Annotated in this window: 8 protein-coding genes; 5 read left to right on the top strand and 3 right to left on the bottom strand. The window is 52.0% G+C overall.

Annotation, left to right across the window (positions count from 1 at the left end):
- Window positions 1-45: 45 nt before the first annotated feature.
- The gene (gene fmt / locus ACO0LI_RS26835) at window positions 46-1,002 is read right to left on the bottom strand and encodes a methionyl-tRNA formyltransferase (RefSeq protein ID WP_423036536.1); all 957 of its coding nucleotides are present in this window, start codon (window positions 1,000-1,002) and stop codon (window positions 46-48) included.
- A complete protein-coding gene (def, locus tag ACO0LI_RS26840) occupies window positions 1,002-1,526 on the bottom strand; it encodes a peptide deformylase (RefSeq protein ID WP_423036538.1) in 525 nt (174 codons plus the stop codon). Before def ends, fmt begins: the two co-directional genes overlap by 1 nt.
- 161 nt (window positions 1,527-1,687) lie before the next feature.
- On the opposite strand from def, the gene ACO0LI_RS26845 reads away from it, so the two are divergent.
- The 5 genes from ACO0LI_RS26845 to ACO0LI_RS26865 all read left to right on the top strand — a co-directional run bounded on the left by ACO0LI_RS26845 (window position 1,688) and on the right by ACO0LI_RS26865 (window position 10,163).
- Window positions 1,688-2,785, top strand: a complete 1,098-nt coding sequence (locus tag ACO0LI_RS26845) for a LysM peptidoglycan-binding domain-containing protein (protein ID WP_423036540.1) — start codon at window positions 1,688-1,690, stop codon at window positions 2,783-2,785.
- 12 nt (window positions 2,786-2,797) lie between these two features.
- The gene (gene dprA, locus ACO0LI_RS26850; RefSeq protein WP_423036542.1) at window positions 2,798-3,907 is read left to right on the top strand and encodes a DNA-processing protein DprA; all 1,110 of its coding nucleotides are present in this window, start codon (window positions 2,798-2,800) and stop codon (window positions 3,905-3,907) included.
- Between the two features lie 76 nt (window positions 3,908-3,983).
- Window positions 3,984-4,448 carry a DUF494 family protein gene (locus ACO0LI_RS26855; protein ID WP_422953953.1) on the top strand — a complete coding sequence of 155 codons (465 nt, stop codon included), beginning with the start codon at window positions 3,984-3,986 and terminating at the stop codon, window positions 4,446-4,448.
- Window positions 4,449-4,615: 167 nt separating this feature from the next.
- A complete protein-coding gene (locus ACO0LI_RS26860) occupies window positions 4,616-7,255 on the top strand; it encodes a DNA topoisomerase III (protein WP_423036544.1) in 2,640 nt (879 codons plus the stop codon).
- Between the two features lie 121 nt (window positions 7,256-7,376).
- On the top strand, window positions 7,377-10,163 hold the full coding sequence (locus ACO0LI_RS26865; RefSeq protein WP_423036546.1) for a DUF1631 family protein: 2,787 nt from the start codon (window positions 7,377-7,379) through the stop codon (window positions 10,161-10,163).
- Between the two features lie 195 nt (window positions 10,164-10,358).
- Here ACO0LI_RS26865 and ACO0LI_RS26870 read toward each other — a convergent pair whose 3' ends face one another.
- Window positions 10,359-11,279: a cation diffusion facilitator family transporter gene (locus ACO0LI_RS26870; RefSeq protein WP_423036548.1), complete on the bottom strand. Its 921-nt coding sequence runs from the start codon at window positions 11,277-11,279 to the stop codon at window positions 10,359-10,361.
- Window positions 11,280-12,064 lie beyond the last annotated feature (785 nt).

Here is a 12,064-nt window from a genome sequence, read left to right on the forward strand (position 1 = left end):
CTGTTTATTAAGGAAAGTTGTAGCTTTTTTGCTTCATTTTTTCAGCTAACTGAAAAAATTTCCTTCATTTAAAGCATAGCCTTGCAAGAAATCTGCTACCGAAAGTCGTTTACCGCCGGGTTTTTGCAATTCGGTCAAGCTGAGCGAGCCTTGGCCACAGGCAACAATAACACCTTGCTCTGCATTCGCCGATAGTATTTGCCCAGGTTTATGGTTACCAGTTGTTTCAAACAGCTTTGCACCCCAGATTTTAATGGTCGTTTCAGCATATTGAGCATGGGTGCCAGGAAAGGGGTTGAAGGCACGTATCTTTCTTGCAAGTATCTCTGCAGGCAAGTTGAAATCCAGCGCAGCTTCTTCTTTACTGATTTTTGATGCGTAATTGACACCAGCCTCGGGTTGAACGGCAGGCGAGAGTTTGCCAGCGCTCAATTGTTGCAAAATAGCAACAATCATTTCACCACCCATGGCAGCCAGTTTGTCATGCAGGATGCCTGTGGTATCCGTGTCTTTAATAGCAACACTTTGCTTCAACAACATAGGGCCGGTATCAAGGCCTTCTTCCATTTGCATGATCGTGATGCCGGTCTCAGTGTCGCCTGCTTCTATCGCCCTGTGAATAGGCGCGGCTCCGCGCCAGCGCGGCAGCAGTGAGCCATGAATATTCAGGCAGCCCAGGCGCGGTATATTTAATACCGAGAGCGGCAGGATCAGGCCATAGGCCGCCACTACCATGACATCGTGTGGCGTGCTGATAAGCAAATCGTGTGCTTCTTTGGCAACATCTGGATACTTGCCATCCAGGCGTAGCGATTGTGGCTGTGCCACAGGGATGCCGTGCTGTAGAGCAAATTGCTTGACGGCTGATGCATGCAGTTGCATGCCGCGGCCAGCCGGGCGGTCTGGTTGTGTCAGTACCAGAGGTACTTCAAAACCGGCCGCGTGGATGGCTTGCAAGGCAGTGGCGGCGAATTCCGGCGTACCAGCGAAGATGACGCGCATTAACGTTCAGCCCGTCTGCGTTGCTCTTCGCGTTCTTCTTTCTGCAGCTTGGTCTTGATACGGTTGCGCTTCATGGGAGACAGGTATTCGACAAATACCTTGCCCTTGAGGTGATCCATTTCATGTTGTATGCAGACTGCCAGCAAGTCGGTCGCATGGATTTCAAAAGGCTTGCCATCGGCATCGAGGGCACGCACCTTGACTTCGGCCGGGCGTTCTACGCCGTCGTAAATGCCTGGTACCGACAGACAGCCTTCGTCATACACCTTGCGTTCTTCACTTTCCCAGAGTATTTCCGGATTAATGAAGACCTGGAGCTGGTCATTGGTTTCAGACACATCGATGACCACCAGTTGCTCGTGCACATCGACCTGGGAAGCCGCCAGGCCAACGCCGGGAGCGTCGTACATGGTGGCTGCCATATCGGCTACCAGGGTTTTCAGGCGTTCATCAAATTGTGTTACCGGTTTTGCCACTTTATGGAGGCGCGCGTCGGGGTAGCGCAGTATATTTAGTATCGTCATAAGACTTTTCACAACAAGCTTTGATGCTTATTGCGCAGTTTTTCTTGCTAGTTCAAGGATTTATGGGCAGAATTTGATTCAATTTGGCAAGTTTTGCAAGATTGCGCCTGCCTGCGCGCCTTCACTTGCGGTATTGCAGTATTTTGCATCGGATATTATTCATGAAAAAGTTTAGCACAATCGCTTCCATCTTCGCTGTCAGTCTTCCCCTGATTTCTACCGGGGCGCTTGCTGCTGGTGGACAGGCAACCACCGCACAGGCAGAAGCTGTCGCCAGCAAAACCAAGTGCGAATTCTTGCCAGAAGCGCCGGACAAGCATGTCGTTGTCAAAGGCGACACACTGTGGGGAATCTCCAGCATGTTCCTGAAAAACCCCTGGTGCTGGCCAGTAGTCTGGGGCATGAACCAGGAAGACATCAAGAACCCGCACTGGATTTATCCTGGTCAGATCGTCTATTTTGATCGCGTCAATGGCCGTTTACGCCTTGGCAACCCCGGTGGTGTGCCGACAGTCAAGTGGAATCCAAAATCACGTGTACAGGGTTTGGGCGAGAACGCGATACCGGCTATCCCTGCTTCTGTGATTGAACCTTTCCTGTCCCAGCCGCTGATTCTCGAAGATAATGACCTGGCAGTAGCACCACGCATTATTGCTACCAAAGAAGGCAGGGTTAACCTGGGTCTGTATGAACAGGCTTATGTCCGTGGTGAGCTTGATGGCGGTACTTCCTTCCAGGTTTTCCGTCCGGGCAAACCACTGCACGATCCCGTCACCAAGGCCATTATCGCCTATGAGGCGGAATATCTGGGCACCGTCAAACTGGAACGCGAAGGCAATGACGAAAGCGATGTGCATACTTTCTCAGTAGTCCGTTCAAAACAGGAAATGGCAGTAGGTGACCGCCTGATGCCTATTCCTCCTTCGCCAATTCTGAGTTATGTACCTCATCCACCCAAAGAAGAGGTCGATGCGCGTATCGTGTCCGTCTATGGCGGCGTGGGTTCTGCCGGACAAAATCAGATTGTCGCTATCAATCGTGGCAAAAATGATGGTCTGAATCTGGGTACGGTATTGACTCTGTATAACTATGGCAGAGTGATACAGGACAAGACAGATGCGAATAAATCGATCAAATTGCCGGATGAGCCTATCGGTGACCTGTTCATCTTCCGCGTGTTCAGCAATATATCTTACGGTCTGATCATGCAGGTAAAAGATATTGTCAAAGTGGGCGACGCAGCCAAATCACCACGATAATATCGTCTTTAGATGGAGCATTTGCCGGATGCGCACCAGGACTTGATTGCCTGGTTAAGGCTGGAGCAAACGCCAGGTGTAGGCAATGAAACAGCGCGCCGTTTGCTCGCCCGTTTTGGTTTGCCTGCGCAGATTTTTGCTGCCAGTCATGCAGAGCTCAGTGAACTGGTTTCACCAAGGCTGGCTAAAGCACTTTTAGCCAGCCCACCTGGCTTTCAAGAACAAATAGATAAAACACTGGCATGGCAGGAGCAGCCGGGTAATCTTGTTTTGACACTGGCAGACGCTGGCTACCCACGCTCTTTACTGGAAATCCCCGATCCACCCCTGATGCTGTATGTCAAAGGCCGTGCTGCCTTGCTGGAGGCCGCTACGGTTGCCGTGGTCGGCAGCCGCAATGCCACCGTGCAAGGCATACGCAATGCCGAGCAATTTTCTGCATCTTTAAGCAGTGCCGGTCTGTGCATCAGTTCAGGTCTGGCTGCTGGCATTGATGCAGCTGCTCATCAGGGTGCCTTGACTGGCGCTGGCTCCACGATTGCCGTCATTGGTACCGGGGCTGATATTGTCTATCCGGCGCGCAACCGCAATCTGGCCCATCTGATAGCCGAGGGCGGTTGCATAGTTAGCGAGTACTCGCTTTCCACGCCAGCTCTGGCCCCCAATTTCCCACGTCGCAACCGTATCATTTCTGGTCTGGCCAAAGGCGTGCTGGTGGTAGAGGCGGCAGCGCAATCCGGCTCCCTCATTACGGCCCGTATGGCAGCAGAGCAAGGGAGGGAAGTTTTCGCCATTCCTGGTTCTATTCATTCACCCTTGTCCAAAGGTTGCCATCAGTTAATAAGGCAAGGTGCCAAACTGGTCGAGTCTGCGCAAGACATATTGGAAGAATTGCAATTCCAGTCTGCGGTGGCGATCAGGCAGTCTCAGTCCCAGGCCGGATTGATGGAGCAGTCTGAAACGGGCTTGTTAAAAGAAATCAGTTTTGACCCTGTTCACATGGACATGCTGGCCAGCCGCACAGGTATGGACATTGCTGGCCTGACAACAGAATTGTTGAACCTGGAATTGAACGGCCAACTGGAAGCTTTGCCAGGCGGCTATTACCGCCGGCTTGCCTGATTGCCAACTGGAAAGTCCACTGATAACAAATTGGCAGGGGCTTGTTTGAAATCGCTGCAAAGGCTACAGTAGCAGCATGTTTGATATTCTTGTTTACCTTTACGAAACCTATTACCGTCCGGATGCCTGTCCTGACACGGCCGCGCTGACAAAAAAATTGTCGGCTGTTGGTTTCCCTGAGGATGAAATTTCCGAAGCATTGGACTGGCTGACGGGTCTTGCTGTGAATACGGCAGAACCAGCCACGGCAGTACCAGTCTCCAAGGGTTTCAGGATATATGCCGAGCAAGAAATTGTGGCCCTGGGGACACCAGCACTGGGTTTCATACAATTTCTTGAGTCTGCCGGGCTGCTGAATGCCAATCAACGCGAAATCGTGATTGAAAGGGCATTAGTTGTCAATGAGTCACCCCTGCCGCTGGATAAGCTGCGCATTATTGTCTTGATGATGTTGTGGAGCCAGGGCGCCGAGCCTGACATGCTGATGTTTGATGAATTATTGTTGTCAGATGACGACAACACAGGCAGGCTTTTGCACTAATCATTTCCTAAATGGAATTTTTATGACAAAAATCGCGCTTAGATTGCGGTTTTTCGTCTATCACGTTTAACATTCCCCGCAAATTTAGGTTAGTCTTACGCTTATTTTGCGAAATGTTGCCTATTAGACATTGGCAACCACGCTTTACACTATTCGAGAATCCCGAAATGACAAAAACGCTCATCATTGCCGAAAAACCCTCTGTCGCTAATGACATAGCGAAAGCGCTGGGTGGCTTCACCAAGCATGATGACTATTTTGAATCAGACAATTATGTATTGTCGTCGGCCGTAGGCCATTTGCTCGAAATCACCGTTCCAGAAGAATATGATGTCAAACGTGGCAAATGGAGTTTCACCCATCTGCCGATGATACCGCCGCATTTCGCCCTGAACCCGATAGCCAAGACTGAGTCACGCCTGAAGGTGCTGAACAAGCTGATCAAGCGCAAGGATGTCACTGGCCTGATTAACGCATGTGACGCGGGCCGCGAAGGTGAGTTGATTTTCCGTCTGATTGCCCAGAATGCCAAGGCCAAGCAGCCCGTCAGCCGTCTGTGGCTGCAATCCATGACCACGGGCGCGATACGCGACGGTTTCCAGAAATTGCGCAGCGATGCAGAAATGATGCCTCTGGCCGATGCAGCGCGTTGCCGCTCTGAGGCCGACTGGCTGATTGGTATCAATGGTACCCGCGCCATGACAGCCTTCAACTCCAAGGAAGGTGGCTTTTACCTGACGACAGTGGGCCGCGTGCAGACGCCAACCTTGTCCATCGTGGTCGAGCGTGAAGAAAAGATCAAGAAATTCGTTTCCCGTGATTATTGGGAAGTGAAGGCAGAATTTGTCTGCGCCGCCGGTATCTATGAAGGCCGCTGGCAAGATCACCAGTTCAAGAAAGATGAACACGATCCTGAGAAGCGCGCAGAACGTCTGTGGAGCAAGGCAGCTGCCGAATCCATCGTGGCTGCATGCCGTAATCGCCAAGGCAATGTCACTGAAGAATCCAAGCCAGCGACGCAAATCGCACCACCGCTGTTTGACTTGACCAGTTTGCAGCGCGAGGCCAATGCCCGTTTCGGTTTCTCTGCCAAGAATACCCTCGGACTGGCCCAGGCCTTGTATGAAAAGCACAAGGTACTGACTTACCCGCGTACTGATTCCCGCCATTTGCCAGAAGATTATCTGCCTACGGTGAAAGAGACTCTGAGCACCATCTCTGAGACCAATAATTATCATCAGTTCGCTTCGCAGATTCTGAAAAATAACTGGCTCAAGCCAAACAAGCGTATTTTTGACAATACCAAGATCAGTGATCACTTTGCCATCATTCCAACCGGTCTGGCACCAAAGAATTTGTCTGAGCCTGAGCAAAAACTGTATGACCTGGTGACACGCCGCTTCCTGGCGGTGTTCTTCCCGGCGGCAGAGTTCCAGGTGACGACCCGTATTACTGAAGTATCCGGCCATCAGTTCAAGACTGAGGGCAAGGTCATGACCGCCGCTGGCTGGCTGGCAATTTATGGCAAGGACGCGCTGGAAGAAAAAGTAGATGGCGAAAGCAAGGGCACTCTGGTTGCCGTTGCCAAAGGCGAAAAAGTATTGACTGACCAGATCACTGCAAATGCGCTGGTCACCAAACCACCTGCCCGTTATAGCGAGGCGACGTTGTTGTCCGCCATGGAAGGCGCAGGCAAACTTGTCGATGACGGTGACCTGCGTGAAGCCATGGCAGGCAAGGGCCTGGGCACACCAGCTACCCGTGCTGCCATCATTGAGGGTTTGCTGAACGAGAAATACCTGTTGCGCGAAGGCCGTGAAATGATGCCTACCGCCAAAGCCTTCCAGTTGATGACCTTGTTGCGCGGTCTGGGGGTCGATGAACTGACTTCGCCAGAGTTGACCGGTGAGTGGGAATACAAGTTGTCGCAAATGGAGAAAGGCAAGATCAGCCGTGAAGAATTCATGCGCGAAATTGCCCAGATGACCCAGATCATCGTCAAGCGCGCCAAGGAATACGACAACGACACCATCCCTGGTGACTATGCAACTTTGCACACACCTTGTCCCAACTGTGGTGGCGTGGTCAAAGAGAACTATCGCCGTTTCGCCTGTACCAAGTGCGAATTCTCGATGAGCAAGACACCAGGCAGCCGCCAGTTTGAAGTAGCTGAAGTGGAAGAATTACTGGCCAAGCGTGAAATAGGCCCGCTACAAGGCTTCCGCTCCAAGATGGGACGCCCATTTGCAGCCATCCTGAAGATCGTGCCAGACACTGAGCACAGTAATCTGAAGCTGGAATTTGATTTTGGCCAAAATCAGGACGAAGGAGAAGATGGGGAACCTGTCGATTTTTCCGAACAAACTTCGCTCGGACCTTGTCCAAAATGTGGGAATGGCGTGTATGAGATGGGTCTGGCCTATGTCTGCGAAAAAACCATGGCCAAGCCCAAGGCTTGCGATTTCCGCAGTGGCCGCATTATCCTGCAACAAGAGATACTGCCTGAGCAAATGAGTAAATTGCTCAATGACGGTAAAACGGATTTGTTGCCTGGTTTTATCTCGCAACGTACCCGTCGCCCGTTCAAGGCTTTCCTGGTGCGTGGCAAAGACGGCAAAGTCAGTTTTGAATTTGAAGAGCGCAAGGCCAAAGCCCCTGCCGCTGGCAAATCCAAAGCCAAAGCTGAACCTGATGCAGAAGCCACGACTGAAGTTGCAGCAACCAAGACGACCAGGGCCAAGGCAACAACTGCAGCCAAAGCAGCGCCAGCCAAAAAAACCGTGGTCAGGAAAAAGAAGGCAGCCTGATCATTTATCCTGCTGAATCAGGATAAATTCTGCCAGTAAAGCGCCATGTCCGGCGCTTTACTGGCAGAGTCCGTCATTTTCGCGTATTGTTAAAAGGTGATTTTCTAGATATAGGGTGCACATGGCCGCAAACGAGTCTTTATCCAGTGCTCGCGCTGAATTTACTCATGCATTTAATCATGCAGTACCCGGCATTCTGCCCGAAGCTTTGGAAGCATTACTGACCAAGGCGAATTACAACGGTACCTCATCGGCTGACAAAAGCCGTATCGTCAATGCACGTGCCATCCTGCCAGAAAAATGGGATGCCATTTCCCGTGCCATGCCTGTCCATCTGGTGCAATTACTGGACCGCAGTATTACCACCGCCTACAGCACTTTCAGACCAGCCTCTGCCTTGGGCAAGGCGACTGAACTGGCTTTGCTGGATTCTTCCACCTTTGAGACCACACTGCGCTTTAATGAAATGACGCAGAATTTCCGCGACAAGGCAGGACAAGCCTTGCTGGATTTGAATATACGTATTGCGGTCTTGTTTGGGCAGGATGACATACGCGAGAGGGAAAATCCTTTCCGGCCTTATTTGCTGGCACGCTGTATTTTCCTGGCGGTAGAAGAACAGAAATTATCGCAAGAAAGCGAAGCCATACTCATCGAGCAACTCGGTGAAACCTTTGCCGCTACCATGGCTGGCATCTATGAAGCGGCCAATTCTGCACTCGAACGCCAAGGTATCAGTGCCAGCCTGGCACTCAAGATCAGCAAGGCACCTGAATCAATGCAGACACGCAGCCCGGCCGCTGGCGGGCAAGGTGGCGGTGGTGGTGCTGGTGCTGGTCCCGGTGGCCCCGGCGGTGCCGGAGCTGGGGGTGGGCAAGGTGCTTACTCCACTATGCAGGCTGGTGTGTTCCCTGGCGCGCAGGCAGGGCAAGGACAGGCCCAGGTACAGAACCAGGGTGCATTCCCGGCGGCGCAACAAACATCCATGGCCAGCCCCGGCGTGCGCCTTGAACAATTATTCCAGACCGTGCGCGGCAAACCGCTGTCCCTGCCGGCTGCCACGCCTGTGCTTGCACAAAATGCAGGCAGCATGCAGGCGGCAGTACCCAATCCCTATGCTGACATGCCATCGCCAGGCAGCCCCCCCGCCAATGCCGGGCCAGCCTGGCTGAGTGGCGACAGGGCACTGGGCGGTGTACTGAGACAGGCTTTTGGCGAAGCCTCTCCCGTCAGCCAGCACAGGGATAAACATAGCGAAGGCGCTATTCCGTTTACTGCCAGAGAAAATCCCCAGAGTAGTTCAACCCAGGCAGGTGCTCAGGCACGCGCTGGTCAATTTGCCCATTCAGGCTTGCCAGCTTCGGCCGGCCCGGGTAGCAATGACCTCATACAAGTACCAGCCGCCCTGGTCGCCTCGCATCTGCAGAATATAGAAAGCCAGTTGAAGCAAAGGGTAGAAGCACAAGCTCTACCTCCAGAGATGAGCATGGGTTTGTCCAAAGTCCTGGGGCAAATGCACAAGGTCATGGTGCCTGACAGTGCCGCCATGAAGGACGAAAAGGGCGAAATCCGTAACCTGATACGCGAACACAAGGACGCCTTGTACAGCCTGGCCAAGGATACTGAAGAACAGATGTGCATAGACCTGGTTGCCATGCTGTTTGAAGTCATGCTTTGTGATGAGCTGGTGCCCTTTAATATACGTATCAGCCTCGGACGCCTGCAGTTCCTGATCCTGCAACTGGCCCTGAAAGAAAAGAACCTGCTCAGTGATGGCAAACATCCGGCCCGTCTGTTGCTGAACCGGATTTGCTCGATTGCCTATAGTGCCCAGCAAATCGGTGATGTCGATAACCACGTTACAGAAGAAATTGCCCGCATCATCAAGACACTGATGCGGCATGACAGTGATGTACCAGAATTATTTTCACGCATACAGAACAGGTTTGAAACCTTTATTTCCCGTGAATTGCGTACCAATAACCAGCACATACACCGCACCGTAAAAGCCCTGGGTGAAGCCGAGATCCGTTTCATGCGCTTTGCCTGCATCGCTGTGGCGATCAACAAAGCCATGCCAAAAGTGAATGTGGAGATGTCGTTCCGCAGCTTCCTCAGGAAAGAATGGGTCAGGGCGATAGAAGCGGCTGAAAGAACCGATGCGCTTCTGGCCAGGCGTTATCGCCTGTTGGTACCGGACTTGTTGTGGAGTGTTTTCCCCAAACTCGATAACGACGACCGCAACTTGCTCTCGTCCATGTTGCCTGCCATGGTGGGTACACTGCGTCATGGCATGGACTTGATGGAACTGGAAAAATCCAGGCAACAAAAACTATTGAACTGGCTGGCAGAAGCCCATGCCCAGGCCCTGCGCCCGGCAGCAGACAGCAAAAAACCGCAAGGCCTGAGCCTGCCTGCCATGCATGAACGCTTCGAACAATTTACCAATCAACCAGATACGATAGAACATTCCGAAGTTCATCATTATGAATTCGCCAGGGAGATTTATCAGCAAGACGTGTTCGCGGAACTGGGTTTGCATACCAGGATGCTGGACAAGGAAGTGCAGAGGCCTGAGCTGCCTGCTGAAACGGCGATTGTTGCTGATGCACCAGCTGAGCCTGAACTCAATCCAGCCTATCTTGAGCGCATAGTCTGCGGTGCTCTGGTTGATATCAAAACCGAGAAGCTCAATGCCAAGGCCTGTTTGCGCTGGGTAGATCCGAATCTGATGTATGTCGTGCTGAGTCTCAAAGGGGACGACTTCCCTGCGGTACTCAGCATACGCGTGCTGTGTCAGTTGCTGGACACGGCCAGACTGCGTTTTGTCGAAGATGAGCCCCTGTTTGAACGCGCCATCCACACACTGCTCAGGTCTGCCGATGAAGTCGATAATGTGCGGGTATAAGAACCGCACATTCCAGATTGCTCGCTTTGTTTAGAACGTGTTTGCGATCTGTAGCGAGCGTGCGTCAGCGGGTTAAGGGTAACAAAAGCGCAGCGCAAAAAGCGGAATGTACTCTAGTACATAAGCATTTTGAGCAGCGCATGAGGCCCGCATTGATACAAATTGCGCTCGCGCAGTAAGATCGTAAGCATGTTCTTAGTCGTCGGTACTATCAATATCTGGCTCAAAGAAACACCACTTAGCTTGTGGCCAGTTGCTTTGTATGCCGTCTTCCACTTCATTGATGGCAGCAATCAGCGCCTGGTCAGAACCCTGGGGGCGCATTTCTGCCTGTACTGCGATCATCAACTGTTCACCCCATTGCAAGGTAATCAAATTGATGACGTGATCAACATGTGGGTGGCTCTCTATATGGGCACGAATCGCATCATTGACTTCTGGTGCAGCAGACTCACCGGTAATCATGGCCTTGACTTCCCTGATCACAAAGAATGCCACCGCCATCAAGAGTACACCCACAACGATAGAGCCTATCGCATCCCAGATCGGGTTGCCGGTTACGACCGACAGCACCACCGCAACAAAAGCCACAGCCAAACCAGCCAGGGCAGCGATATCTTCGCCCGCCACCACCATCAATTCAGACTGACGGGTTTCACGGAACCAGCGAAAGAAAGACTTGCCGCCAGCTATCTTGCGTATTTCCAGCATTGCCCCATACAGTGAAAAGGCTTCCAGGGCGACAGAAATACCCAGCACTACCAGCGCAACAATAGGGTTCTTCAATGGCTCAGGATGTTTCAGGCGTTCCACACCCTCCAAAACAGAAAACGCACCACCCAAAAAGAACAATAGCAAAGCCACCATCATGGCCCAGAAATAAACGACACGCCCATAGCCCATGGGGTGAGATGCATCCGGTGCCCGCTTGGCTTCCTTCAAACCCACCAGCAAGAACACCTGGTTAATGCAATCTGCTGTCGAATGGATCGCCTCTGCGAGCATGGCCCCCGAGGATGTGAAGATAGCCGCGCCAAACTTAGCCAGGGCAATACCGCCATTGGCACCCAGCGCATAAAAAATCGCCTTGGTAGAACCTTCTGAATTCGCAGACATGAGAATAATTAAAAGTGAGAAAAACCTAACCTTACTTGATTTCTCTGCAAATAATCAATCAGGCATTCTGAATGTTTGCCTTTGCAGAATTTGTTTTTGGTGGATACATATATAGAGAGCTATTTGCTTGGATAAAGCCGTCTCACTTCACGAAGCAAAGTCAGCATTTTGCAAAGCCGCAAAACACCTTCCCCATCAAGGGGATGGCGTCGGGGTTTCACAAAGCCTGCTTTGTGCCGACAGAATCTAAGCCGCCTATGAGCGGCGCAGTGGAATGGCAGGGATGGGATGGATTCCGGTCGATCAGCGAAATCAGCACTATATAGATAGCCCCCCGAACCCGTCGCTCCTGCGCATGCAGGAGCCCAGCGTCGTCCGCCGATGAACAGTAAAGCAAACTCCCACCCACACGCCAAACACCAAGACTAGTAGGGTGCGCCATGCGCACCGTTCTCTTATCTTACATATACAGCCCGTATATATACAGCCGCTAGTTTTGCACCATAAGCAGTAAGAAGAAGTGCACAGTTACTCAAAGAGCGGTGCGCACGGCGCCCCCTACAAAACCACCCCCCGCCCCGTCCCCAAACACAGCCGCCCCAAGAATTCCCTAATTCCCTAAATAATTTACGCCAGGGTCTTGCAAAGCAGGGCAAAGGTTTGCTATAGTTCGCCTCCCGCTGAAGAGCGGGCGAGAAGAGAAGCAAAGCTAGAGACTGAGCGGAGAAGTTAAAACTGCGGAAGAATCTGGTTGCTGTGAATAGTTTGCAACAGTTTAACTAGTT

It is taken from the genome of Undibacterium sp. Tian12W (genome assembly GCF_049339405.1).
Lineage (GTDB): Bacteria > Pseudomonadota > Gammaproteobacteria > Burkholderiales > Burkholderiaceae_D > Undibacterium.

Excerpts from the sequence above, each read along its gene's own strand:
- ACO0LI_RS26845 (WP_423036540.1), top strand. The coding sequence starts at position 1,688 with ATGAAAAAGTTTAGCACAATCGCTTCCATCTTCGCTGTCAGTCTTCCC.
- ACO0LI_RS26865 (WP_423036546.1), top strand. The coding sequence starts at position 7,377 with ATGGCCGCAAACGAGTCTTTATCCAGTGCTCGCGCTGAATTTACTCAT.
- def (WP_423036538.1), bottom strand. The coding sequence starts at position 1,526 with ATGACGATACTAAATATACTGCGCTACCCCGACGCGCGCCTCCATAAA.
- ACO0LI_RS26855 (WP_422953953.1), top strand. The coding sequence starts at position 3,984 with ATGTTTGATATTCTTGTTTACCTTTACGAAACCTATTACCGTCCGGAT.
- ACO0LI_RS26860 (WP_423036544.1), top strand. The coding sequence starts at position 4,616 with ATGACAAAAACGCTCATCATTGCCGAAAAACCCTCTGTCGCTAATGAC.
- fmt (WP_423036536.1), bottom strand. The coding sequence starts at position 1,002 with ATGCGCGTCATCTTCGCTGGTACGCCGGAATTCGCCGCCACTGCCTTG.
- dprA (WP_423036542.1), top strand. The coding sequence starts at position 2,798 with ATGGAGCATTTGCCGGATGCGCACCAGGACTTGATTGCCTGGTTAAGG.
- ACO0LI_RS26870 (WP_423036548.1), bottom strand. The coding sequence starts at position 11,279 with ATGTCTGCGAATTCAGAAGGTTCTACCAAGGCGATTTTTTATGCGCTG.